The following is a 26,210-nucleotide window of genomic DNA, read 5'->3' on the forward strand; positions in this document are numbered from 1 at the left end:
CGCTGTCAGGCTCCGCCGGTATTGTCGCTGCGTACCGATGACAGGAAGGCGGTAACCGTGCCCGACAGGGCGCGCATGTGCTCCACCAGCTCCGTGCAGTCCTGAAGAACGCGGTTGGCTGCCTCACCCGTGCTGTTGGTTGCATCGGTGACAGCCGTGATGGTGTTGCGTACTGTGCTTGTGCTGTGGGATGCCTGCTGGGTGTTGCGGGCAATTTCGTGGGTTGCGGCCCCTTGTTCCTCGATCGCTGCCGAGATAGCCGATGCGATCTCGCTCATCCGGCGGATAACGTCCGATATCGCCTGTATGGCTTTTGCGGCATCCCGGGTGGCCCCTTGGACCGAGCGGATCTGCTGGCCAATTTCGGCTGTGGCCCGTTCGGTCTGGTTGGCCAGTGTCTTGACCTCGTTAGCGACTACGGCAAACCCTTTGCCCATGTCCCCGGCCCGTGCGGCCTCGATGGTGGCATTCAGGGCCAGAAGGTTTGTTTTCTCTGATATGGCGCTGATCAGGCGCACAACCTCGCCAATGCGTTCGGTGCTGTCCAGCAGGCTGACAACCTGTTCATTGGCATGCTGGGCTTGCTCCACCGCCTGCGATGCAATGGTGGTGGAGCGGGCAACCTGCTGTCCGATTTCCCGGATGGATGTTGACAGCTCTTCGGCGGATGAAGCCACAATTTCCACATTGGTCGCTGTTTCCAGCGTTGTTTCACGCACAACATCGGCTTGGCGTGTGGCGTCCCGTGCTGTGGCTGTCATTTCCTCTGCGGCCATGTGCATGTTGCCAGTCGCATCCGAGATGGTTTGCACAACTGTTGCCACATTGCGTTCCAAGTCATCAGCTAGGGCCAGCATGGAGGCCCGGCGCCGGGCTTCGGCTTGCTGTGCGCTGGCGGCGCGTTCCTGGTTCAGCCGCTCCACTTCCCGGGCGTTGTCACGAAAGATCTGTACAGCAGAAGCCATGTCGCCAATTTCATCATGCCGGTCGATGCCAGGAATCTCGATGTCCTTGTTGCCTTCGGCCAGAAGGCGCATGGTCCGTGTCATGGCCTGAATAGGATTGGCGATGCTGCGCCCAATCATGAACGAGGCCCCGATGCCAACGACAAGGCTTGCCAAGGTCAGGCCGGTGACAAAGACACTGGCACCATTCAGGCTGTTTGTAATCGAAGCCTGCGTATCCTCCTGGATACGTTTTTCTTCCTGCAGGGACAGCTCCTTGATCCGTTCGGTGGTGGAGGTGATGGCCTCCCCGATTGTGTGGAGCTGCTCTTCCAGAACCAGAAGCTCGCTGACCACGCCGGACAGCTCGTTCAGGCTGTCCTGGTATTGCTCATAGGGTTTATTCGCTGCGGTTCGTGCCTCGGGAATGGCGGCCATGACCTCCTCGATCACGAACAGCTGTTCCCATGCGGTTCCAAAGCGTTCCACATTGCGTGTCAGAAGATAGTCATCCACAGCCTGCCGGGCCAGAAGGACGTGTTCGGCCATGCGGCCGGCAAGCTCGACGGTTGTGGTATCTCCGCGTCGGGCGGCGCGGGTGCGGACATCCCGGGCCTGCTGGAGAATTTGCTCGGACAGGGGGGTCAGTGTGCCGGCGATCAGTGTCACCCGCCGCAGCACCAGATCGAGGGCAGGTGTCAGAACGGTACGATAGGCTTGCAGTGTTATCGCAAGCTCATCTACGGCACCGGCTGCGGGGGTTTTCTCGGCCTGTATCCACAGCTCTGCCACCTTCTGGTCCAGGACACTGTTCTGGGACAGGATTTCGGCCCGGCCTTTCTCATCCGGATAGCGGGAGTAAGATGTGACCAAGTTGTCGAAGGCCATGATCTGGCGGTCCAGGGCCACAGCGGCAACTGCTTTGGTTGAGGCACCGGATATAATTGTAACGTGGCGCCCAACATCCTTGAACATCCACACTGATCCTGCGGCCACAACCACAAACAGGACCAGCACAACAGCAAACCCGACCATCAGTCGGGCATGGATCTTCAGGACGGCAGGCATTCCCACTCCCCCACGGCGACAGAACAGTGCCCCTGTCGCCGGACATCATAGCCCGTTTGGCCGGGGCTGTCCGCTATCCGTGTCGTTCTGTGGCCAGTGTGTCGGAAATGCCATCAACAGCCGCTGTCTTCAAACATCCAGCCCAAGCCTGCCCCGGGATTCCGGGCATAATGCTCCAGCAGGCGTTCGGCCGGTGTTTGTCCGCTTTCAGCAATGGAAAGAAGGGGATCCAGGAAACCTGTCTCATCCTGTCCATTCTGGTTCATACGGTTCCGCCGCTTCAATCCACTGTGGGCGATATCCAGAACGATCCGCGCAACATCTTGCAGGGACTGCCCACAAACCCTTGCCTTCAGAGCTTGGCGCGGGACATCGGCCAGAAGACGCCGGCGGTCCTCTGCGGTCCAGGGGCGTATCAGGTCCAGGGCAGCGGTCAGGCTGTCGCTGTCATACAGCAGGCCGGTCCAGAATGCGGGCAGGGCGCACAGACGTTCCCACGGGCCAACATCCGCACCGCGCATTTCGATGTACTTTTTCAGGCGGACATCAGGAAAAGCTGTAGACATATGGTCTGCCCAGTCTGATTCCGTCGGATATTCTCCCGGCAGGGCCGGCAGGCGCCCGGCCATGAAGTCACGGAACGATTGTCCCGACGCATCAATGTATTGGCCCTTGCGATAGACAAAATACATAGGCACATCAAGCAGGTAATCAGCCCAGCGTTCAAAGCTGAAGCCGTCCTCGAACACCAGCTCCGGCATGCCGCAGCGATCGGGATCCGTGTCGGTCCATACATGCGCTCTCCAGCTCAGGAAGCCGTTGGGTTTTCCCTCGGTGAACGGGCTGTTGGCCCACAGGGCGGTGGCCAAAGGCTGCAGGGCGGTGGCAACCCGCATCTTGGCCACCATGTCGGCTTCGGAACCATGGTCCAGGTTGACTTGGACGGTGCAGGTCCTCAGCATCATGTCCAGCCCCAAGGATCCCCGTTTGGGCATATAGGCCCGCATGATGCGGTACCGCCCCTTTGGCATCCAGTGTACGTCATCCCTGCGGGCCGTTGGGTGGAATCCAAGAGCTAGCAGGCCTGCCCCTAACTCCGAGCATACGGCCCGCATCTGTTGCCGGTGCGTGCCAATTTCCGCGCAGGTCTGGTGCAGGGTTTCCAGCTGGGCGCCCGACAGTTCCAGCTGTCCGCCCGGTTCTAGGGAAATGGAGGCCCCGTCCGTACGGGTCATGGCAATGACATGCTCTCCCTCCCTGACCGGTTTCCATTCAAACTGTTCCAGTCCCTTCAGGATATCGCGGATTCCGCCGGGTTCATCATAGGACAGCGGGGCATGGGTATCCCGGCGGAAGGCGTGCTTTTCATGCTCGGTTCCGATCTTCCATTCCTGTGCGGGGCGGCTTCCGCTTTCCAGATAGCGTACAAGATCATCCCGGCTCAACATGGGTGTAGGGGTGGCAGAATCAGATATGGGCATGAAAAACAGTCTCCGGAGTCCTAGAATGTAGAGGGTACTTTATCAGTACAATCATGATATCAGTATGGTCGTATCAAGGGGTGAGACCAATCCCCGTTTATGGCTTGCCAGCAGGTCAGGCTGGCCATGGCGGCTGTTTCAGCCCGCAGGATGCGGGGGCCAAGGCTGACGGGGCGGACAAAAGGTGCTTGGTGCAGCAACTCTGTTTCCCGGGGGTCGAAGCCACCTTCGGGGCCGGTCAAAAAGGCTGCTGGCCCTGATGCCTCCCTTGCCAGGACTGTGGCAACAGGGTCCCCGCGTCCTGTTTCGTCGGCAACATACAGGGTCCGTGTGTGTTCCCATCCCGCCAGAAGCGGTTCCAGCCGTTCCGGCATACGCATGTCGGGAACTGTGCTGCGCTCGCATTGCTCGGCCGCTTCAATCGCGGTTGCCCGCAAACGCTCGACATTGACGCGCTGGCTGTTGGTGCGGCTGGTCAGGACGGGCCACAGGACCGATGCACCCAGCTCTGTTGCTTTTTGGACAATCATGTCCGTTCCGTCTTTCTTGACCGGGGCAAACAGCAGCCAGACGTCCGGGATACCGGTGTCTGGCTGTGGGCGCAGGCAGGACAGGGCGCGTAATTCCACGCGCTGACGATCAAGGTGCACAATATCGGCCAGCCAGTCTCCATCCTGCCCGTTGAACAGACACACCCGGTCCGCAGGGCGGGCCCGCAGGACCGACCCCAGATAACGGGCTTGTCCGGCATCAGCCAGGACAGATGCATCCTTGGCCAGACGGGCAGAAACAAACAGGCGGCACAGCACACGTGCGGACATGGGATCTCCGGTTGGAACAAGCGGGACATATCATCCCGTGAAGGAAGACCATTCAGTGGCACGAACCGGGAAGATGCATCAAGCAATTGTTGTTCTGCTGTTTCATTGTTAAACAGGCACCATGAGCAATGCACGACATATGGCTGGCGATATGCCGGTCAACGGGTGGATAGACCGCGCGGTTCCGGCATCCCTGCGCCCGTTTCTGAAGCTGTTGCGGCTGGATCGTCCAGTTGGCAGCTGGCTCTTGCTGTTTCCCTGCTGGTGGTCCTTGGTTCTGGGGGCTGTCGCGGTGGATGTCCGCTTGCAGGACTGTATCCCTTCGGCGCTGCTGTTCTGGGTGGGGGCTATCCTGATGCGTGGTGCAGGGTGTGCGATCAATGATGTTCTCGACCGTGATATTGATCGCCTGGTGGATCGCACCCGCTCCCGTCCCCTAGCGTCCGGTGCTGTTTCCGTGCGGGCTGCGTTGATCCTGATCGGACTGGTCATGCTGGCTGGTCTGCTGATTCTTGTGTCCTTCAATATGGCTACGATTCTTCTGGGCTTGGCGTCGGTACCCATGTTTCTTGCCTACCCGTTGATGAAGCGTCTGACCATGTGGCCGCAGGTATGGCTGGGCCTGACGTTCAGCTGGGGTGCACTTCTCGGGTGGACTGCAGTGACCGGTGCCCCGGGGTGGCCCATGCTTGCCCTGTATGCTGGTGCCTTCTTCTGGGTTCTGGGGTATGACACAATCTACGCCCACCAGGACCGCGAGGAAGATCGCATGGTTGGAATCGGCTCCTCGGCGCTTGCGTTGGGGGAAAGAACAAAGCCGGCTGTTGCCGTGTTCTATGGTATGGCGCTGTTCCTTTTCACCCTGTCTGCCGCCCTTGCCGGGGTATCATGGCTGTTCTACCCTTGTCTTGTTCCGGCCCTGTGGCACGCCGCGCGTCAGGTTCACCAACTCGACATTGATGATCCGTCAGGTTGCTTGGCTGTGTTCCAGTCAAACCGGGAATTCGGGTGGCTTGTTCTGGGGGCTTGTCTTGCCGGCCATCTGTCTATCACAATTCCGGGATCAGGCTGAGTCACACACCGGGTCTTGCCGTTGCGGACATACGGGAACCCCCTTTGCGGTCAATGCCCCGGCCCTGCAATCTTTTACAGCACAAACAGTAAGAACAGGTGGACACGACTGTTCCCTTCCGCATGTCCACGGGGTGGTGCCGGTGTTACGATCAGGGTCTGTGGTAGGGAATTGATACTATTTCGCCTTGTCCGGATCTGTGGTCTTCTTCCGGGGATGGCGTGGGCAAACTGGCTTTGCGGGCGTTTTTTGCTTCCCGCTCCTTTTCGTGCGGGTGTCATGTCAGGACAGGAGAACAGGAATGCAGGCCGATCAGGATACCAAACCCGTAGAGACGGGCGAGAATGCCCCGGTTGCTGCATCGGCCCCCAAGAGCATGATGAGCAAGATCCTGTCGATTGCTATCGGCACGGTTATTGCGGTCTTTGTGGCGTATTCCCTGTACAGCGATTTCTATCAGCGCTCGGCCATCCGCAAGGGTATAGACGCGGATTTGCATCACATGGGCGATATTGCGGCCGAGAATATCAGCAACTGGTTGAATGCCCGCCTGCTGCTGACCCGGTTGGCGGCCGATGGTATTGCCCGCACCGATGCCAGTCCTGCTGCTGTCAGCACCGAACTGGGCCGTGCAACGCTGATGGAAAGCTTCAATGCATCCTATCTGGGTGACATCCATGGAGTCTTTACCCAGCAGCCGCCGGCTACCGATTTGCCAGCCGGGTATGACCCGCGCAAGCGTCCTTGGTACAAACAGGCCGAGACAGAAAAGGGGCCTGTGATTACGCCCCCCTACAAATCAGCCACGACGCCGGATTTGAATATTACCATTGCTATTCCTGTTTATCAGAGCGGCTCTCTTGTGGGGGTTATTGGCAGTGACTTCCTGATTGGTGATCTTTCCCGCATGATCGGGGAAATTACCTTTGGGGGGATGGGGCGTGCGTTTCTGGTCGACAAGGCCGGCACCATCCTGATGCATCCCGATCCCGATGTGGTCACCAAGAAGATGGCTGACATTTACCCGTCCCAGACGCCCTCCATCACGCGGGAGGTGGTGACGGCTTCTGATGGTCGTCATACGGAGCTGATGACGTTTATCCCTGTTAGCGGCCTCCCCGGGGTGGAATGGTTCTTGGTGGTCAGCGTGGACGAGGACAAGGCTTTTGCCCAGCTGGCGGACTTCCGGATTTCAGCTCTTGTTGCCGCGCTTCTCGGTGCCCTGCTGATGATTGTGATCCTGCGCCAGACGTTGAACGTGCTGGTGGCCCGCCCGGTCTTGGAAATGACCGGTGCGATGAAGGATCTGGCGTCCGGAAACTTGGAAGTGCAAATCCCCGGCGACGGGCGTGACGATGAAATCGGCGCCATGGCCCATGCGGTTGCTGTGTTCCGCGACAACGCGCTGGAACGCCGCCGCCTGGAGGCCGAGCAGGCCGAAGCCCGCCGTGCGGCCGAAGCCCGTACCATCAAGGTCGATAAGCTGATCTCGGCCTTCAGTGGGGACATGAACACCGTGCTGGGTACGGTCACATCCGCCGCTACAGAACTGGAAGCCACCGCCGGTGCTCTGTCGGGAACGGCTGACCGGTCCGCCCGCGATGCCACCACCGCTGCGGCCGCGACCGAAGAAGCCTCTGTCAACGTCCAGGGCGTGGCCCATGCCACCGAGGAACTGGCCGCTTCCATCAACGAAATCGCGTCCCGGGTTGAAAATTCACGCCTGATCGCCGAACGGGCCTCGGATTCCGCCCACCGGACAAACCAGACCGTGCAGTCCCTGGTCGAGGCCACCCAGAAGATCAGCCAGATTGTCAACCTGATCAACGACATCGCCAGCCAGACCAACCTGCTGGCGCTGAACGCCACCATCGAAGCCGCCCGCGCCGGTGAAGCCGGAAAAGGCTTTGCCGTGGTCGCCAACGAAGTGAAAAGTCTGGCCGGGCAAACCAGCCGGGCGACCGATGAAATCGGGTCCCAGATTCAAGCTATCCAGACCGTTTCCGATCATGTGGCCACCGCCATTGCCGATATCGCTAAGGTGATCGAGGAAATCAACAACATCACCGGCGATATTTCCACCGCCATCGACCAGCAGGGCGCCGCAACCCGCGAAATCGCCCGCAACGTCGCCGAAGCCGCGGCCGGCACCAACGAAGTCTCTCAAAGCGTCATCAACGTCACAAACGGGGCCCGCGAAACCGGAGACAACGCCAGCCAGGTCCTTGCCGCCGCCGGTGAACTCTCAAGGCAATCCGAAATGCTCAAAAACCGCGTCGACGAATTCTTCCACAGCATACGAAGCGTGTAAGGTCAGCTCAGCAATGTCTTGCTTGTAAATTTGCACCGTACATGCGCCTGACGCTGGGAGGCAGTGTTTTTAGGGGGAGCCACAGGTCATGCAGGCCGATCAGGATAGCAAACCCGTAGAAACGGGCGAGAATGCCCCGTCTGCGGCATCGGCCCACAAGAGCATGATGAGCAAGATCCTGTCGATTGCTATCGGCACGGTTATTGCTGTCTTTGTGGCGTATTCCCTGTACAGCGATTTCTATCAAAGGGCAGCAATTACAAAAAATATTGAAGATGACTTACATAACATGGGCGATATTGCGGCCGAGAGTGTAAGCAATTGGTTGAGTGCCCGTATGCTGCTGACCCGCTTGGCTGCTGACAACGTTGCCAATACGGACACGAGTGCAGAGGCCGTTGGTGTTGCCTTGGGGCGTCCTACCTTGCTGGAAAATTTTGACGGGACGTACTTCGGAAATCCGGAGGGGGTCTTTATACGTCGTCCGCAGGTCAAGATGGCGCCAGACTTTGATCCACGCACGCGCCCTTGGTACAAGCTGGCTTCTGCAGCAGGGGGGCCGGCTATTACACCGCCTTTCAGATCGGCTGCTAGCCCCGACATTATTATTTCGGTTTCTACGCCCGTTTATCAGAATGGTGCCTTGGTCGGGGTTGTGGGGAGCTCGTTCCTGACCAAAGATCTTTCCCGCATGATCGGGGAAATTACCTTTGGGGGGATGGGGCGTGCGTTTCTGGTCGACAAGGCCGGCACCATCCTGATGCATCCCGATCCCGATGTGGTCACCAAGAAGATGGCTGACATTTACCCGTCCCAGACGCCCTCCATCACGCGGGAGGTGGTGACGGCTTCTGATGGTCGTCATACGGAGCTGATGACGTTTATCCCTGTTAGCGGCCTCCCCGGGGTGGAATGGTTCTTGGTGGTCAGCGTGGACGAGGACAAGGCTTTTGCCCAGCTGGCGGACTTCCGGATTTCAGCTCTTGTTGCCGCGCTTCTCGGTGCCCTGCTGATGATTGTGATCCTGCGCCAGACGTTGAACGTGCTGGTGGCCCGCCCGGTCTTGGAAATGACCGGTGCGATGAAGGATCTGGCGTCCGGAAACTTGGAAGTGCAAATCCCCGGCGACGGGCGTGACGATGAAATCGGCGCCATGGCCCATGCGGTTGCTGTGTTCCGCGACAACGCGCTGGAACGCCGCCGCCTGGAGGCCGAGCAGGCCGAAGCCCGCCGTGCGGCCGAAGCCCGTACCATCAAGGTCGATAAGCTGATCTCGGCCTTCAGTGGGGACATGAACACCGTGCTGGGTACGGTCACATCCGCCGCTACAGAACTGGAAGCCACCGCCGGTGCTCTGTCGGGAACGGCTGACCGGTCCGCCCGCGATGCCACCACCGCTGCGGCCGCGACCGAAGAAGCCTCTGTCAACGTCCAGGGCGTGGCCCATGCCACCGAGGAACTGGCCGCTTCCATCAACGAAATCGCGTCCCGGGTTGAAAATTCACGCCTGATCGCCGAACGGGCCTCGGATTCCGCCCACCGGACAAACCAGACCGTGCAGTCCCTGGTCGAGGCCACCCAGAAGATCAGCCAGATTGTCAACCTGATCAACGACATCGCCAGCCAGACCAACCTGCTGGCGCTGAACGCCACCATCGAAGCCGCCCGCGCCGGTGAAGCCGGAAAAGGCTTTGCCGTGGTCGCCAACGAAGTGAAAAGTCTGGCCGGGCAAACCAGCCGGGCGACCGATGAAATCGGGTCCCAGATTCAAGCTATCCAGACCGTTTCCGATCATGTGGCCACCGCCATTGCCGATATCGCTAAGGTGATCGAGGAAATCAACAACATCACCGGCGATATTTCCACCGCCATCGACCAGCAGGGCGCCGCAACCCGCGAAATCGCCCGCAACGTCGCCGAAGCCGCGGCCGGCACCAACGAAGTCTCTCAAAGCGTCATCAACGTCACAAACGGGGCCCGCGAAACCGGAGACAACGCCAGCCAGGTCCTCGCCGCCGCCGGTGAACTCTCAAGACAATCCGAAATGCTCAAAAACCGCGTCGACGAATTCTTCCACAGCATACGAAGCGTGTAGTTGACCACACCTTGTACAGGAAAGCCCCTGCGTTGTCGTCGGGGGCTTTCCTGCATCCTGTTATGCCTGCCGGGCGTCGATAATGCTGCGTCGTATCGCGCGCGTGCGCGTAAAAAGGCTGTGCAAGGCTTCACCATCGCCACGGCGGATTGCACGCTGCATGGCGGTCAAGTCTTCGGTAAAGCGTTGTAGCGTTTCCAGAACAGCAGTTCTGTTCTCTAGGAAGATATCCCTCCACATGGTTGGATCTGATGCGGCAATACGGGTGAAGTCACGAAAGCCGGATGCTGAATACTGGATCACTTCCCGCTTCAGGTCATCCTGCAGGTCATCGGCCGTGCCCACGATGGTATAGGCGATCAGGTGGGGCAGGTGGGATGTAATGGCTAGTACCTGATCATGATGGTGCGCATCCATCACATCCACCCTTGATCCAATGGCTTCCCACAGTGTGCGTACTTTCCGTATTGCCTCCGGATTGGTTCCTGCCGGGGGAGTGAGGATACACCAGCGATCCCGGAATAGCTCGGCAAAGCCAGCCTCTGGCCCGGAGTGTTCTGTTCCGGCGATGGGGTGCCCGGGGACCAGATGCACACCGTTAGGCAGCAGAGGAGCAATGGCATTGACTATCCCCTGTTTGACGGAGCCAACATCGCTGAGAATGCAGCCCGGCGCTAGGGTAGGGACAAGGGTGCGCGCTAGGTCACCCATAACGCCGGCAGGGACAGCCAGCACAACCAAGTCCGCCCCTTCAGCGGCCTGAACAGCCGTATCGTGGATGCTGTCTACAATGCCAAGCCGCAGGGCTGTTTCCATGCTGCCGTCGGGGGCAGAGAAGCAGGCGATATGCCCGGCAAGGGATTTGGCTTTGACAGCACGGGCAAGGGACGAGCCGATCAGGCCAATCCCGATCAGGCACAGGCGGGAGAACAGGGGCGATGGCATGGCAGGCAATGGCAATCCTTGGGAGCAAGGGCAACAGACAGTGGCACCGTAGCGCCTTTTTCTGGTTCCGGATACCGGTTCCTGCCCGGTATGGCAATGCCCGGAACCGTCATGAAGGCTAGAAGAGCAGCGGTGCCCCTGCAACAGTGGCTTGGCAGGAGGCAGCGTTTCTCCCCTCGTACACGCGGGTGCGCGGAGCTATTCCTCCGGTACGAGGGGAACTGCCTTTTACCCGTTAGTCAAGATACCCGGGCGGAAAGGGAACGGCATAACCGCCCACAACGCGGAACTTGCGGACCTGTGGGAGGGCCAGCACACTTTGCAGGCGCGGGTCGTCGGTAAGAATGCAGCCTTCAAGTTCCACAAGATGGATGCGTGTATCCGGGCCCGCGTCAATGGAATCGGGGACCTCCACCACGGTCAGCCCCACCTGTGCAACCAGTTCCCCCACGCCTGAGCGGCTCAGGCTGTCGTCGGTCTCAAGGGTGACATAGGTGCGGTCATCCCCCGTATTTTCCTGGGGCAGGCGGCAGATAACCAGCCCTTCCAGTCCATCTCCACGTCCGGTGCCCGGACCGGCAAAGGGAACGCGCGCAACAATGGACGGGGTATCCGGCTGGTCAGACAGGAGATGGGGCCACCAGCGCTCGCGGTCATCCGGACCCGGCAGGGGCACAATGCCAACTACGGCATCACCGTCGGCGACCATGCGTACCACGCTGCCCGCACTCTGCGACGGGATGGTGCGGGTATATGTCCCATAGGAGTCACGCCCCAGCTCCAGATAACCTGAGCCACGAACCGGGGTGAAAACGGCCATTGACAGGGAACCTTCCAGAGCAACCATGGCTGCGAACAGTTCCCGCCAGATGCGGACGATAACAGACCGGCGGAATTTGGCACCTTCGGCTCTTTTGACCAGCCGACGAAGAATTTGCATTTCCCGGCCCGGACGGAGGAAGATCCCGACGCTTTCACCGGCGGCACGCTTGACATCCCCGACGGTGGAGACAATACGGCTGCGTTCCAGCAGAAGATCGATAATCTGGTTGTCAATGGCGTCGATACGCTCGCGCAGCGCGCCCAGTGTTGGTAGGGCCAAGGTGGTGTTGCTCTCCGGCATGCCGTCAATTCCCTGGTTTGAATGTACAGTTGATGGTAGTAGCCGGATCTACTGAATAAGGCAAAGAAAACATATGGGAAGCCTGCTTTTCCATCAACCGGGACGCAAGGATCCCGTATTGGAGATGGAAACGGATTGCCCGGGGGCGCGACCCGCATCACCATAGAACACGCCGGATTTGCTGCGCTGCCCTAGGTTCAGCCGGTCCGGTACCCCCAGTCCGACCCGCTGGCCGGCGGTGTGTTCCTGACGCGGGGTGGCGTAGATCTTTTTGCCGGCTTCGGCGACCAAGACCCCGGAAAACTGCGGGAACCAGTGTTCTCCTATATTTTCGATACCCTGCGCCCAAGCTGTCGGGATCCGCGATCCAACTGGTGGAAAGAACAAGGCGGGCGATGTGCCAAGCGTGGTGAACAGGGCATCGTCCAGCAAGCGGGACAACTGCCCCGCCGAGCAGGGGCGTCCGGCCCCGAACGGTGTTCGATCCATGCGGGCCCATATGCCCTGGCGGTTGGGTGTAATAACGGCGATTCGCCCATTGTCGGCCATGACCCGCCACAGTTCCCGCATCAAGGCCCGGGTCTGGTCGGTATGCTCGATTGCGTGGCAGACAATGACCCGGTCAAACAGGCAATCAGGAAAAGGCAGGCTGGTATCTTCGGTCAGAGTGACCCGGTTTCCCCCGTGCCCCGGCCATTCCATGACTCCCTGGGGGCCCGGCATGGCGGCAACAACCCGTTCGGCTTCATCCGTAAAGGGCCCCAAGAGCGGCGTGGTAAAGCCCATGCCCAGAATTCGGCAGCCACGCACATCGGGCCACAGTTCCCTCAGGCGACGGCGCAGCAGCATTCCCGCCACCTGTCCCAAGGGACTGGCGTAAAAGGTATGCAGATCTGCCACATCAAGGTACATGCGCACCCACCCACGCCCGGTTTGCATCACGTGTTGCCCCGCGATTGCCGTGCAAGTATAGCACAGATAGGGCGGTTCGTACCGCGTAAACGGCCCGGGGTATGTCAGCAGCAAAAAAGCTCTTGCCTTCGGGGAGATCGGGGGGATTCACTGGCGCCTCATCCAGGAGGCAGGAACGATGACACTAGAAGGTCTGCAGGCGGAAGCATTGGAGATCGTGCGAATCCCTGTGCTTCAGGATAACTATGTATGGTTGCTTCATTGCCGGGTAACGGGAATGACAGCGGTTGTAGACCCTGCCGAGGCGGATCCAGTCCTGTCGGTATGTACCCGGCACGGGTGGTCCTTGTCCCTGGTTCTGGTCACCCATCATCATCACGACCATATCGGCGGAATTCCGGCACTGCGTCAGGCCACAGGGTGCAAGGTTGTTGCAAATCCTGCCGATTCCGGGCGGATTCCCGGTATCGACCTGGCGGTTACGGACGGGGATTCGGTATCCGTGGGCCAGGCCCGGGCACAGGTCATGGCCGTACCTGGGCATACCAGCGGGCATATTGCCTTTTATTTTGCCGGTGCGCGTGCCCTGTTCTGCGGCGATACCCTGTTTCTGCTGGGTTGCGGGCGGATGTTTGAGGGCACGCCGGAGCAGTTCTGGTCATCCTTGGTGCGCCTGCGGGCCTTGCCGGATGAAACCCGGGTATACTGTGCGCACGAATATACGGCCATGAACCGGCGTTTCGCGGTGGCGGTGGATCCTGAAAACACGGCACTGAAAGAGCGGGAGTCCGTGCTTGAGGCTTGTATGACCTATGGATGCCCGACGGTTCCCGGGGTGTTGGGGCAGGAAAAGGCAACCAACCCCTTCCTGCGTGCCGATGTGCCGGCCCTGGCCCAGGCTGTTGGGCTGGAGGCCGGTGCTGATCCTGTTGCGGTGTTTGCGGCCCTTCGCCAGCGCAAGGATACGTTCTGAAACGATTGCCGGAACATAACGGGTTCGTATAGTGTGCGGGTGCATCATATCCGTGCCCCGTGGCCCGCAGCGGCGCCCGGCCCGCCGGAGACTGGGGAGAACACCGCACCATGTATTCGCACGCCGTACCCTATCCGGTCCGGGAGGCTGTCCTGCTCGATGCGCTTGGCATTGTGGATCTGGCCGCTGTTGCTGTTTTTGCCATTACCGGTGCCCTGGTTGCGGCACGGCGCGAAATGGATCTTCTGGGCTTTATCTTGGTGGGTACCGTGACCGGCATCGGCGGGGGGACCCTGCGTGACCTGGCCCTTGGCGTGCAGCCTGTATTCTGGGTCAGCAGCCCGGGGTATCTGGTCGTCTGCATTGTGGCTGCCGGCATGACCTACTGGATGGCCCGGTTCCTGGATTCCCGCTATAGCGCCCTGTTGTGGGCCGATGCTGTCGGCTTGGCCCTGTATTCTGTCATCGGGGCCTTCAAGGCCGAACTGTTCAATGCTGCGCCGGTGGTGTGCGTGACCATGGGCATGATGACGGCAGCCTTTGGTGGCCTGATGCGTGACATTATCTGTGGGGAACGGTCCCTTCTGTTCAATCCCGAGATCTATGCTACTGCCGCCCTAGCGGGGTCGGTGGCTTTTGTGGCATCTGCCGGGCTTGATATCCCGGTGGAAGCCCGTGCTCTTGCCGGGTTTTTTGTGGCTCTTGCCTTGCGGGCGGGGGCAATCCTGTACGGCTGGACCCTCCCCAAATATGTTCACCCCGAACCTCCGCCCCGGCCGGGGGAGGGTGTGGACCGTGGCTGATCACGGCTTTTTGCATACAAGATGCTGTGTCCGGGCAAGGCAACAGTTGCCATTGTGGCGCGGATGGAATACCTCTGGGCGGCGTTCCTGATGTTTCTGCTGCTGCCCGGATCCCGATGACCCCATGCGTCTGATACGCCACTGTCACGAAGTACCGCCGTTCCTGCGCGGCATGGTTATTGCCCTTGGCAACTTTGACGGTGTGCACAGGGGCCACCGTGCCGTGATTGGTGCGGCCCTGGATCAAGCCCGTTCCATGGGGCGTGCGGCGGCCGTCATGACTTTTGATCCGCATCCGCGTCGCTACTTCCGGCCCGATCTGCCGCCCTTTGCCCTCAGTTCCCTGCGCCAGAAGGTACGCCTGATCGGGGAAACCGGGGTTGACCTTCTGTGCGTGCTGCGCTTTGGTCAGGTCTTGGCCGGATTGAAGGCGGAGGATTTTGTGGATACGGTCTTGGTGCGCGACCTTGGCGTATCCGGCGTTGTGGTGGGGGATGATTATGCCTTTGGCAAGGGGCGTGCGGGTGATGTCACCTTGCTGCGCACCTTGGCGTCCAGTCGTGGTTTTTCCGTGACCAGTGTGGCTCCGGTCTGTATGCCCGACGGGACGATCTGCTCCTCTACGGCTGTGCGCGAGGCCCTGTCGGCCGGCGATGTCGAAGGGGCCGCTGCTTTTCTCGGGCGCCCGTGGGAGCTGGAGGGGCGGGTGTGTCGGGGTCAGGCCCGTGGCCGTGTCTTGGGTTTTCCAACCGCCAATGTTGATCCCGGTGCTCGCACCCGTCCAGCCCGTGGGGTATATGCCGTGCGCGCAGGCCTTGACCACGACGGCGAAACCCGCTGGTATGACGGCGTTGCCAATTACGGGACCCGTCCGACCTTTGGCATGACCGGTGATGTTCTGGAGGTTCACCTGCTGGATATGAACAGGGATCTGTACGGGCAGCGCCTGAGGGTGCAGCTGCTGGGGCGAATCCGTCCGGAGCAGGCTTTTTCCGGTCCTGATGCCCTGAAGGCCCGTATTGCCGCTGACATCGATGCCGCGCGAATTATTCTGGCCCGTGGTGCCGTAAACCACACCGCCTGACCCTGTTGCTGTACCCTGTTTGCCGAATACCGGATAAGACCATGACCGCCGATTACAAGAATTCTGTTTTCCTGCCCCGCACGTCCTTTCCCATGCGGGCAGGTCTGCCTGCCCAGGAACCCGGACACCTGGAACGCTGGAACCAGATGGGGCTGTATGCCCGCCAGCGTGAACAGGCCCGCGGGCGTCCCCTGTTCGTTCTCCATGATGGCCCTCCGTATGCCAATGGTCACCTGCACATCGGGCATGCCCTGAACAAGATCCTGAAGGATGTGGTGGTCCGCTCGCGGCAGATGATGGGTTTTGACGTGGACTATGTCCCGGGGTGGGACTGTCACGGCCTGCCGATCGAGTGGAAAATCGAAGAAGAGTACCGCGCCCGCGGCCAGAACAAGGACGATGTGCCGGTGGTGGAGTTCCGGCGTGAGTGTCGCGCCTTTGCCGAACGCTGGATCGATATCCAGCGCGAAGAATTCCGCCGTCTGGGCATCGGCGGGGACTGGGGCAGGCCCTATACCACCATGGCCTATGCTGCCGAGGCCCGCATTGTGGCCGAGCTGGGCAAATTCCTGCTGGATGGCAGCCTGTACCGCGGTGCTCGTCCGGTGCTGTGGTCTGTCGTCGAGAAGACCGCTCTGGCCGAGGCCGAGGTCGAATACAAGGATCACACCTCCACCACCATCTGGGTCCGCTTCCCGGTGGTGTCGGCTCGTGTGCCGGCCTTGCAGGGGGCTGATATTGTCATCTGGACGACAACCCCCTGGACTATCCCCGGTAACCGGGCGCTGGCCTGCGGGGCAGATCTGGAATACGGCGTGTACCGTGTGACATCCGTTACGGATGGTGCTCTGGTATCAGTCGGGGACCGGCTGGTCCTGTCTACATCCTTGGCATCTTCGGTGATGGAAACCGGCCATTTTGAGGCTGTCTGCGAGGCCAACCTGGGCGGGGCTGACCTTGATGGTGTGCTGTGCGCCCATCCGCTGCGGGGGCAGGGGTATGACTTTGACGTACCGGTGATGATTGGTGACTTTGTGACCGCCGATCAGGGAACCGGGATTGTGCACCAGGCTCCCGGCCATGGCGAAGACGATTTCTACCTGTGCCGGTCCAAGGGAATTCATCCGCCGGACATGGTTCTGGATGGCGGGACTTACGCCGATACCATTCCCCTGTTTGCGGGGCAGCATATCTACAAGATCGCGCCGGTGATGGTTGATGCCCTGACGGCTGCCGGCAAGCTGGTTGCGCATGGCAAGCTGGTGCATTCCTACCCCCATTCCTGGCGGTCCAAGGCACCGTTGATCTATCGCGCCACGTCGCAGTGGTTCATTTCCATGGACAAGACCGGCCTGCGTGAGAAGGCCTTGGCCGCCGTTGATGCTACCCGCTTCGTGCCGGCTATGGGGCGCAACCGTCTGCGGTCAATGGTGGAACAGCGTCCGGACTGGTGCGTGTCCCGCCAGCGCAGCTGGGGCAGCCCGATCACGGTGTTTGTCAACCGCCATACCGGGGAGCCCCTGCGTGATCCGGCGGTGATGGACCGTATCGTTGCCGCCGTGGCCCAGCGTGGCGCCGATGCTTGGTTCGAGGACAACCCGCAGGATTTCCTGGGTGATGCCTATGACCTGAAAGACTATGAACAGGTACGTGACGTGTTGGATGTCTGGTTTGATTCCGGCTGCACGCATGCCTTTGTCCTGGAGGACCGGGATGGAAGCGCGTGGCCGGCAGACCTGTACCTGGAAGGGTCGGACCAGCATCGCGGCTGGTTCCAGTCATCCCTGCTGCAAAGTTGCGGAACCCGTGGCCGGGCGCCCTACAAGGCGGTGCTGACGCATGGCTTTACCCTGGACGGGCAGGGCCGCAAGATGTCGAAATCGATCGGCAACACGGTGGCGCCGCAGGATGTGGTGAAGGAATACGGGGCCGATATCCTGCGTTTGTGGGTTGCGTCCACCGATTACATGAACGACCAGCGTCTGGGGTCGGAGATCCTCAAGCAGACGGCGGAAAGCTATCGCCGCCTGCGCAACACCCTGCGCTACATGCTGGGGGCGCTGGATGGTTTCTCTGCGGCCGAGGCTGTGGCCAATGAAGCCTCCATGCCCGAGCTGGAGCGCTGGGTTCTGCATCGCCTGACCGAGATGGACGCTATCGTTCGCCGCTGCTGCGACGATTATGAATTCCAGACCCTGTTTGCCGAGCTGACAGCGTTTTGCACCAACGATCTGTCCGCGTTCTATTTTGATATCCGCAAGGATCTTCTGTACTGCGGCCATCCGCAGGATCCGGAGCGTCGGGCTTGTCGTACGGTGATTGACCGTTTGTTCAACACCTTGGTGCGCTGGATGGCGCCGGTCCTGTGCTTCACGGCCGAGGAAGCGTGGCTGTGCCGTCATCCGGGCGACGACAGCTCGGTTCACCTGACCGGGTTTGAAGCGGTGCCGGAACACTGGCGCGATGATGACCTGGCCGCGCGTTGGGCTGCCGTGGCACGTGTTCGCCGTGTGGTTCTGGGTGCGCTGGAACAGGCCCGCAATGCCAAGGTCATCGGTGCGTCCCTGCAGGCCCATGCTGTGGTGTATGCACCGGCAGAGGTGCAAGATGGTATCCGGGCCTATCCAATGCACGACATTTGCATCACTTCGGCCTTGACCCTGTCATCCGATCCGGTTCCCGATGCGGCCTATACGCTGCCCGAGGTTCCGGGCGTGGGTGTGGTCATTGAGACCGCCTCCGGGGAGAAGTGCCAGCGATGCTGGAAGGTTCTGCCCGATGTTGGTTCCCACCCTCGTGAGGGGGTGTGCCAGCGTTGCGACGATGTTCTAGCCCGGACGGAACCTGCCTGATGCCTGAAACCCTGTCCCACGTACCTTTTATCCGGCCTGGTGCTTGGCGCTGGTTTGGGCTGGTTGCCTTGTGCCTTGTGCTGGATCAGGTCAGCAAGGCGTGGGTGGTGGCGTTCTCGGGCGGGCTTCCGATGTCGGTCGAGGTGCTGCCGTTCCTTAACCTTGTTATGGCCTGGAACCGTGGTGTCAGTTTCGGGCTTCTTGGCGACAGTGGCCTTGGGCCGTGGCCGCTTTTGGCCATGGCTGTTCTGCTGGCCGGGGTGTTGTGCGCATGGATGCTGCGGGCCTCCCATTGGCTTTTGGCTTGTGCATTGGCGCTGATGACCGGCGGTGCCCTTGGCAACGCGATTGATCGCGTGCGCTGGGGTGCTGTGGCTGATTTTTTGGACTTTCATGTTCTGGGCTGGCATTTTTGGGCGTTCAATCTTGCCGATACGTGGATTTCCGTCGGGGCGGCGCTGCTTGTTGCAGACAGCTTGTTTCGACGCGAAAGCTGACGTACAACCAGAAACGTAAAACCCGGAGGTTTAAGTGATGTTGCGTCGGCTTTCCCTGTCCCTTTGTATTGTGGCTCTTGCCGGCGGCGGTTTGTCCGGTTGTGGTGGCGAGACCCGTCGGGCTCTTGGCCTTGATAAACGGTCGCCCGATGAGTTTGCCGTGGTATCGCGCGCACCCCTGACCGTTCCACCTGATTTCAGGCTGCGTCCGCCCGAACAGGGTGCCCCCCGTCCCCAGGAACTTTCAACATCGGACCAGGCCCGTGATGCTGTCTTTGGCGGTCGCGTCCAAGCACGTCGGGTTGCCACGACCCGTGGGGAAGGCGCCTTGCTCAAGCTGGCAGGGGTGGACCAGTCTATTCCCGGCATTCGTTCGATTGTAGACCGCGAGACATCCGTCTTTGCGCGTGAGGAGAAGACTTTTACGGATCGTCTGGTTTTCTGGCGTGATCCGGAACCAACCGGCACCATGGTTGATGCTGCGGCTGAAGCAAAGCGGCTGCGTCAGAACCAGGCGCTGGGCAAGGCGGTGACCGAGGGGGACACCCCGAAGATTGAACGGCGCCAGCGTGCCCTGCTGGAGGGGCTTCTTTAGGGGCATCCGGTTCGGTGCCGTGGTGTGATTGTGTGTGCGGCGGCCGGTCTGTTCCGGTCGCCGTATTGCATATGGCCTGACCGGAAATGGGAAAATCTGTGCATCTTGTGTTCCTGTGACATAGTTCTGCCGGAATGTGTTGTCTGATTCTATGTTCGCCAATCCGGTCGCACAGGGGCGGGGCGGCCAGAGTCAAGGAGTTGACCGTATGGTCCTGAGCAAATTGTTTTTACAAGGCCTTGTTGTGGCGGCTGTCGCTGTTCTGGTTCTGCCAGCCGGAAGTGTTCAGGCACAAACAGCCCTGCAGACCCAGATCCAAGCATCCCGTATCGGGGTTGAGGCCCCGAAGGTCTATAACGCATCCACCTTTACGCTGGACAATGGCTTGCAGGTGGTCGTGGTGGAAAATCACCGGATGCCGGTGGTGTCGCATATGGTGTGGTACAAGGTTGGTGCGGCCGATGAACCACCGGGTCAGTCCGGTTTGGCCCATCTTCTTGAACATATGATGTTCAAGGGCACTGATACTCTGAAGCCCGGCGAGTTTTCAGCGCTTGTTGCCCGCAATGGCGGCCGGGAAAATGCTTTTACCAGCTCTGACTATACGGCTTACTTCCAGAACATTGCGGTTGATCGCCTGCCTTTGGTGATGAAGCTGGAAGCGGACCGCATGCGTAATCTGGCCTTTGATGAAAAGGAATTCCTGACCGAACGGGATGTCGTAATCCAGGAACGCCTGATGCGTACAGAGAACGAGCCTGACGCCCAGCTGTATGAACGGGCATCTATGGCCCTGTGGGTCAATCACCCCTACCGCAATCCGATTGTTGGATGGATGGATGAGCTGTCGGCGCTGACGCGTCAGAATGCGCTGGACTTTTACAAGAAATGGTACGCGCCGGATAATGCGGTCCTTGTCATCAGTGGTGATGTGACCGTAGACCAGGTGCGCAATCTGGCCGAGACCTATTACGGGCCTCTGTCCCGTGGGCCGGGCGTGCAGCGCCTGCGCAACCGTCAACCGCCTCCCGATGCTGTTGTGCGGGTTGATATGGCTCATCCCAATGTGATCCAGCTGCGCTGGGGACGTCGGTACAGGGTGCCAAGCATCAATACAGCCCCGGCGCGCCAGGACACACTGGCCCTTTCGGTCCTGTCGGATATTCTGGGTGGCGGCCAGCTTGGCCGGCTGTACCGGGATCTGGTGATCAAACGCAAATTGGCTGTTGATGCCGGTGCATCCTACAGCCCGCTGGCCGTGGATGATGGTGTGTTTGATATTTATGCCATGCCCCGCCCGGGTGTGTCCGTGGCCGAGCTGGAAAAGGCGGTTGATGAGGTCGTCCAAGGGCTGCTGCGTGATGGCCTGACCGTGGCCGAGGTTGAAGATGTCAAGGCCCGCATGCAGGCCGGAGCTATCTATGCCCGTGACAGCCTGCAGGGACCCGCTTATCGCATTGGTATGGCCTTGAGTGTCGGTGACACTCTGGAATCTGTGGAAACATGGCCACAGCAAATCGCCGGGGTTGGTCGTGATGACGTGATGAAGGCTGCGCACACCTGGCTGCGTGACCAGGCTGCTGTAACGGCTGTCCTGAAGCCCGGAGGCAAGTCATGAGTGGTTATGCCGGTGTTTTGCACAAGGGAGCTTTTGTGATGGGAATTGTCCGTTCGCACGGTCTTGCCGGTCTGTTTCTTCTTTTCCTGCTGGCTGTAGCCGTTCCGGCACGGGCCTTTACCGTGCAGCCGGTGGTCAGCCCCGGCGGGATTTCTGCGTGGCTGGTCGAGGATCATACCCTGCCTGTTGTCTCTGTGGCCTTCGGGTTTGCAGGTGGTGCAGCAACCGATCCGGTCGGTAAGGAAGGCCGCGCCTACATGACCGCCGCCATGCTGGGAGAGGGAGCTGGCAAGCTTGACAGCCAAGCCTTCCGCAGGGTGCTGGAGACCCAGGCTATCAATCTGGGCTATGGCAGCAGTATGGACGCAACAACTGGCTTTATGCTGACCACAACGGGAACGCTGGACGAGGCCTTTGACCTGTTGCGCCTGACACTTACCGCGCCGCGTTTTGACAAGTCGGCACTGGAGCGCCTGCGCCAAGAATATACTGTATCCCTGTCCATGAAGCTGGAAGATCCTAGTGAGGTTGCCGGACGGACCATGACGGGCCTGCTGTTCGGTGATCATCCCTATGTCCGTCCTTTGGAAGGGACGCCAGAATCCATCCGTTCCATGCGGGTGAAGGATTTGCGGGCTCATATGAAAAGCAGCATGACCCGCGACCGTTTGAAAATTGGCGTAGTCGGGGACCTGACGCCGTCGCAGCTGGGGGCCTTGCTGGACCAGACCTTTGGATCTTTGCCGGCAACCGGAACGGCGCCAGTCATTCCCCCTGTTGTTCCGGCCCTGGATGGACGTGTTACGGTGGTGGACATGGATGTGCCCCAGTCTGTGGTCCTGTTTAACGATCAGGGTATTGATCCCCGCGATCCGGATGTCTATGCCGCCATGGTGATGGATTATGTTCTGGGAGCAGGGTCCTTTGCGTCCCGCCTGATGAATGAAGTCCGTGAGAAGCGCGGCTTGGTATACGGGATCAGCACGTCCTTGCGGGGGTTGGACAAGGCGTCTTTCCTGTCCGGGCATTTTGCCACATCGGGGGACAAGGTTGCCGAGGCGATGGACCTTGTGCGTGCGGAGTGGCGCAAGATGGCCGAGGACGGCGTGACCGAGGACGAGCTGGATGCCGCCAAGGCCAACCTGACCGGCTCTTGGCCGCTGGGGATGACATCAACCGGCAACATTGCGAACCGCCTGTATGACTGGCAGGCCTATGACCGATCGCCGGATTACTTCAATGTGCGAAATGCCAGCCTACAGGCTGTGACCAGGGAGGATGTCAAGCGCGTTGCCCGCCGGATGCTGGATGAAAAGCGTCTGACGTTTGTGATTGCCGGGCGTCCACAAGGGGTGGAGTCAACCCCCGCGCCCTGATGTGTTTCCGGAGCCGGACCTGCAGAAACAGCAGGTCCGGTTTCTGTTTTGCGCCGGTGCGGCAGACAAGACAGGGCGGTTATTCCGGCGTATTATGCGCCCGCCGTTCTGTTGTCCTGTTCTTCCGGAGCTGTCATGTCCGTCCTTCTCCAGACCGTTTCCCGCGATGCCCTTGGGGCGCATGCTGCATCATGGGCCGACCTGCACCTGCGGTCGCTGTTCGAGACAGATCCGGACCGGGCTGCCCGCTACAGCCTAGAACTGGACGGTCTGTTTCTTGACTATTCACGGAATTACATCACCGACCAGACCCTGGCGCTTTTGTTCGACCTGGCGCGCGAACGCCGGCTGGAGCCCGTGCGTGACCAGATGTTTGACGGGGTTGCCATCAACCGGACCGAAAACCGCCCGGTCCTGCACACCGCCCTGCGCAACCGGGCATCGGTTCCGGTTTTGGTGGAGGGTCAGGATGTGATGCCCGATGTCAACCGGGTCCTGGCCCGGATGAAGACGTTTGTGGGGGCCGTGCGTGACGGGATCTGGCGCGGGGCGACCGGTCTGCCGGTTGAAACCGTTGTCAACATCGGCATCGGTGGGTCCGATCTTGGCCCCCGGATGGTCACACGTGCCCTGTCCCCGTGGCAGCGCGATGACCTGAGTGTGCATTTTGTATCTAATATCGATGCAACCGACCTGATGGGGGTGCTGAAGGACTGCCGGCCGGAAACAACCCTGTTTGTGGTGGCCTCCAAAACCTTCACGACGGAGGAAACGCTGACCAATGCCCACACCGCGCGGGCCTGGCTGGTATCCGTTCTGGGGGAAGCCGCAGTGGACCGCCACTTTGTGGCTGTATCCACCAACACAGAGGCTGTGCGTGCCTTTGGCATCAACCCGGCCAACATGTTCGGGTTCTGGGATTGGGTTGGTGGGCGTTACTCTCTGTGGTCCGCCATTGGCCTGCCGGTGGCCCTTGCCGTTGGGTTTGACCGTTTCGAGCAGCTGCTGGACGGGGCAGCGGCCATGGATACCCACTTCCGGACCGCGCCGCTGGAACGGAACATGCCGGTGATCCTGGGCCTTCTGGGGGTGTGGTATACGTCGTGGTTCGGGGCCCCGGCACACGCGGTGCTGCCCTATGACCAGTACCTTGAGCACCTGCCGTCGTACCTGCAGCAGCTGGACATGGAATCCAACGGCAAGACCGTTACGCTGGAGGGTATGCCGGTCGGCGGGCACACCGGCCCCATTGTGTTCGGGCAGGCCGGAACCAACGGCCAGCACAGCTTCTATCAGTTGCTGCACCAGGGCAGCTGGCTGATTCCGTGCGACTTTATTGCGGCGGCCACATCGCACAATGCGGTTGGCGATCATCACCTCAGGCTGTTGAGCAACTTCTTCGCCCAGCCCGAGGCCTTGATGCGGGGCAAGACGGAAGAGGAGGTGCGCACCGAACTGAGGGACAGCGGCCTGTCGGCCTCCGTCGTGGACAGTCTGGCGCCGCACCGCGTGTTTTCCGGTAACCGGCCCAGTAACTCGATCCTGCTGCGCAGCCTCGATCCCCGTACCTTGGGGATGCTGATCGCCCTTTATGAGCACAAGGTGTTTGTCCAAGGGGTGATGTGGCAGGTCAACAGCTTTGACCAGTGGGGGGTGGAGCTTGGCAAGCAGCTGGCCCGCGCCATTATGCCGGAGCTGGTGGGGCAGGAGCGTGTGGACAGCCACGATGCATCCACCAACGCCCTGATCAACCGCTACAAGGCTTGGCGCGTCCCGTCATGAGCATCCGCCTTCTGCCATCGGTCCTGGTCAACCGGATTGCAGCCGGCGAGGTGGTCGAGCGGCCGGCCTCTGCCGTCAAGGAACTGGTGGAGAACGCCATCGATGCCGGGGCGCGCCGGATTGATGTGACCATGACCGACGGCGGCCGGGCGGTGATTGCCGTGGTGGACGACGGGCGCGGCATGACGCCGGAGGAACTGCCACTGGCGGTGGAGCGTCACGCCACATCCAAGCTGCCCGGCGATGACCTTCTGGATATTGCCTTCTTGGGCTTCCGGGGGGAGGCTCTGCCATCGGTTGGATCTGTGGCCCGCCTGACCCTCACCAGCCGCCCGCCGGGCCAGGACAGCGCCTGGTCGCTGACCGTCGATGGTGGCTGCAAGGGCGAGCCGGTGCCCGCCGCACATCCCCCCGGCACCCGGGTGGAGGTGCGCGACCTGTTCTATGCCACCCCGGCACGGCTGAAGTTCCTGAAAGCACCCCGCACGGAATTCCTGCATGCCCAGGACGTGATCCAGCGTTTGGCCATGGCCCATCCCGATATTGCGTTTTCCCTGACCGGCGACGGGCGCACGGTTCTGCGGCTGCATGCCGGGGCTGGCCTGGATCCGGAAGCTGACCGCCTCAAACGGCTGGCAGCGGTGCTGGGGCAGGATTTTGCCGACAACGCCCTACCGGTGCAGGCGGTGCGGGAAGGGATCCGCCTTGGCGGATACGTCGGTCTGCCGACTTTCAATCGTGGCAATGCAACGTACCAGTATATGTTCGTCAACGGACGCCCGGTGCGGGATCGCTTGCTGTCCGGCGCGGTGCGTGGCGCCTACCGGGATTTTCTGGCCCACGACCGGCACCCGGTCCTGGCCCTGTATCTGGATCTTCCGGCGGAAGACGTCGACGTCAACGTCCATCCAGCCAAGGCCGAGGTGCGGTTCCGTGATCCGGCGCTGGTGCGCGGGCTGATCGTCGGGGCCATCCGCCATGCCCTGAACGGGGCCGGTCACCGGGCTTCCACCACGGTGGCGGAGCAGGCCTTGGCCGCCATGACCCGGCCTTCGGCAGGGGGGCATCATCCGTCTTCTTTCCTGCCCGGGCGTTCGGTGGTGTCAGCCCGGGCGATGCATCCGGATCCTGCCTTGTCTGGCCTGGCCCTGGCGGCACAGGCTCCGGCAGCGCTGCCGGGTATGGCCGACAGTGTCGGGCTGCCGCACCTGGATGACAGGCCGTCGGCCCGGCCGCTGCCGGTATCTGATCCCGGAGATACGACCGTGGCGGCATCCTGTCCGTTGGGCGTGGCCCGCGGGCAGGTGCACAACACCTATATTGTTGCCCAGACGGCCGATGGTCTGGTGATTGTGGATCAGCATGCCGCCCATGAACGCCTAGTCTATGAACGCATGAAGCAGGTTCTGGACCGGGAAGGGGTTCGCCGCCAGATGCTTCTGATCCCCGAAGTGGTGGATCTGGACGAGGCATCGGCCGCCCGCCTGTGTGCCCGGGCCGACGAACTGCGTGAGCTTGGCTTGGTGCTGGAACCCTTCGGGTCCGGCGCCGTTGTGGTGCGCGAAATCCCGGCTCTGCTGGGGGATACGGATGTGCAGGGGCTGGTGCGGGATCTGGCTGACGACCTGGCCGATCTGGGTGAGGCTCTGGCCCTGAAGGAGCGTCTGGCCCACGTGTGCGGGACCATGGCCTGCCACGGCAGTGTCCGGGCCGGGCGTGCCCTGCGGGCCGAGGAAATGAATGCCTTGCTGCGGCAGATGGAGCAAACCCCTCATTCTGGGCAATGCAACCACGGCCGCCCGACTTATGTGGAATTGAAACTGCGCGATATTGAAAAGCTGTTTGGCCGCCGCTAGGG

The 26,210-nt window shown here is 60.8% G+C and carries 19 protein-coding genes; 13 read left to right on the forward strand and 6 right to left on the reverse strand.

Annotation, left to right across the window (positions count from 1 at the left end; translation table 11 throughout):
* Positions 1–5: 5 nt before the first annotated feature.
* The 3 genes from AY555_RS05285 to AY555_RS05295 form a co-directional block, all read right to left on the reverse strand.
* Entirely contained in the window at positions 6–2,012 is a 2,007-nt protein-coding gene (locus AY555_RS05285) for a methyl-accepting chemotaxis protein (protein ID WP_066134349.1), read from the reverse strand.
* A gap of 113 nt (positions 2,013–2,125) precedes the next feature.
* Complete coding sequence (locus AY555_RS05290) at positions 2,126–3,493, reverse strand: glutamate--cysteine ligase (RefSeq protein WP_066134352.1); 1,368 nt, start codon at positions 3,491–3,493, stop codon at positions 2,126–2,128.
* Between the two features lie 59 nt (positions 3,494–3,552).
* Entirely contained in the window at positions 3,553–4,314 is a 762-nt protein-coding gene (locus AY555_RS05295; protein WP_066134355.1) for a 16S rRNA (uracil(1498)-N(3))-methyltransferase, read from the reverse strand.
* Positions 4,315–4,435: 121 nt separating this feature from the next.
* Here AY555_RS05295 and ubiA point away from each other — a divergent pair, with 121 nt between their 5' ends.
* The 3 genes from ubiA to AY555_RS05310 all read left to right on the forward strand — a co-directional run bounded on the left by ubiA (position 4,436) and on the right by AY555_RS05310 (position 9,792).
* Positions 4,436–5,386, forward strand: coding sequence for a 4-hydroxybenzoate octaprenyltransferase (gene ubiA / locus AY555_RS05300; RefSeq protein ID WP_066134358.1), 951 nt, complete (start codon positions 4,436–4,438; stop codon positions 5,384–5,386).
* Between the two features lie 301 nt (positions 5,387–5,687).
* A complete protein-coding gene (locus AY555_RS05305) occupies positions 5,688–7,697 on the forward strand; it encodes a methyl-accepting chemotaxis protein (protein ID WP_066134361.1) in 2,010 nt (669 codons plus the stop codon).
* 88 nt (positions 7,698–7,785) lie between these two features.
* Positions 7,786–9,792, forward strand: coding sequence for a methyl-accepting chemotaxis protein (locus tag AY555_RS05310; RefSeq protein ID WP_066134364.1), 2,007 nt, complete (start codon positions 7,786–7,788; stop codon positions 9,790–9,792).
* A gap of 60 nt (positions 9,793–9,852) precedes the next feature.
* Here the strand turns inward: AY555_RS05310 and AY555_RS05315 are convergent, their stop codons facing one another.
* From AY555_RS05315 to AY555_RS05325, 3 genes are all read right to left on the reverse strand, one after another.
* Positions 9,853–10,737 carry a prephenate/arogenate dehydrogenase family protein gene (locus tag AY555_RS05315; RefSeq protein WP_066134367.1) on the reverse strand — a complete coding sequence of 295 codons (885 nt, stop codon included), beginning with the start codon at positions 10,735–10,737 and terminating at the stop codon, positions 9,853–9,855.
* Between the two features lie 235 nt (positions 10,738–10,972).
* The gene (locus AY555_RS05320; protein ID WP_066134369.1) at positions 10,973–11,860 is read right to left on the reverse strand and encodes a chorismate mutase; all 888 of its coding nucleotides are present in this window, start codon (positions 11,858–11,860) and stop codon (positions 10,973–10,975) included.
* Between the two features lie 93 nt (positions 11,861–11,953).
* A complete protein-coding gene (locus AY555_RS05325; RefSeq protein WP_245176886.1) occupies positions 11,954–12,799 on the reverse strand; it encodes a class I SAM-dependent methyltransferase in 846 nt (281 codons plus the stop codon).
* Between the two features lie 151 nt (positions 12,800–12,950).
* Between AY555_RS05325 and gloB the strand changes: the two genes are divergently transcribed.
* The 10 genes from gloB to mutL all read left to right on the forward strand — a co-directional run bounded on the left by gloB (position 12,951) and on the right by mutL (position 26,208).
* On the forward strand, positions 12,951–13,745 hold the full coding sequence (gene gloB / locus AY555_RS05330) for a hydroxyacylglutathione hydrolase (protein ID WP_066134372.1): 795 nt from the start codon (positions 12,951–12,953) through the stop codon (positions 13,743–13,745).
* Between the two features lie 110 nt (positions 13,746–13,855).
* Positions 13,856–14,548 carry a trimeric intracellular cation channel family protein gene (locus AY555_RS05335; protein WP_066134375.1) on the forward strand — a complete coding sequence of 231 codons (693 nt, stop codon included), beginning with the start codon at positions 13,856–13,858 and terminating at the stop codon, positions 14,546–14,548.
* A gap of 124 nt (positions 14,549–14,672) precedes the next feature.
* Positions 14,673–15,632: a bifunctional riboflavin kinase/FAD synthetase gene (locus AY555_RS05340; protein ID WP_066134378.1), complete on the forward strand. Its 960-nt coding sequence runs from the start codon at positions 14,673–14,675 to the stop codon at positions 15,630–15,632.
* Positions 15,633–15,673: 41 nt separating this feature from the next.
* Complete coding sequence (gene ileS / locus AY555_RS05345; protein ID WP_066134381.1) at positions 15,674–18,484, forward strand: isoleucine--tRNA ligase; 2,811 nt, start codon at positions 15,674–15,676, stop codon at positions 18,482–18,484.
* Positions 18,484–18,981, forward strand: a complete 498-nt coding sequence (gene lspA, locus AY555_RS05350) for a signal peptidase II (RefSeq protein WP_066134384.1) — start codon at positions 18,484–18,486, stop codon at positions 18,979–18,981. The genes ileS and lspA overlap by 1 nt, the downstream gene beginning before the upstream one ends.
* Before the next feature lie 37 nt (positions 18,982–19,018).
* Positions 19,019–19,576 carry a DUF3035 domain-containing protein gene (locus AY555_RS05355; RefSeq protein WP_066134387.1) on the forward strand — a complete coding sequence of 186 codons (558 nt, stop codon included), beginning with the start codon at positions 19,019–19,021 and terminating at the stop codon, positions 19,574–19,576.
* Positions 19,577–19,784: 208 nt separating this feature from the next.
* Positions 19,785–21,194, forward strand: coding sequence for a M16 family metallopeptidase (locus tag AY555_RS05360; protein ID WP_082812067.1), 1,410 nt, complete (start codon positions 19,785–19,787; stop codon positions 21,192–21,194).
* Entirely contained in the window at positions 21,191–22,570 is a 1,380-nt protein-coding gene (locus AY555_RS05365) for a M16 family metallopeptidase (protein WP_066134390.1), read from the forward strand. The genes AY555_RS05360 and AY555_RS05365 overlap by 4 nt, the downstream gene beginning before the upstream one ends.
* Positions 22,571–22,705: 135 nt before the next feature.
* A complete protein-coding gene (gene pgi, locus AY555_RS05370; protein WP_066134393.1) occupies positions 22,706–24,352 on the forward strand; it encodes a glucose-6-phosphate isomerase in 1,647 nt (548 codons plus the stop codon).
* Positions 24,349–26,208 (forward strand): DNA mismatch repair endonuclease MutL, encoded by a 1,860-nt coding sequence (gene mutL / locus AY555_RS05375; RefSeq protein WP_066134396.1) that lies wholly within the window; start codon positions 24,349–24,351, stop codon positions 26,206–26,208. The genes pgi and mutL overlap by 4 nt, the downstream gene beginning before the upstream one ends.
* Positions 26,209–26,210 lie beyond the last annotated feature (2 nt).

This window comes from Haematospirillum jordaniae, assembly GCF_001611975.1.
Classification (GTDB): Bacteria; Pseudomonadota; Alphaproteobacteria; order Rhodospirillales; family Rhodospirillaceae; genus Haematospirillum; species Haematospirillum jordaniae.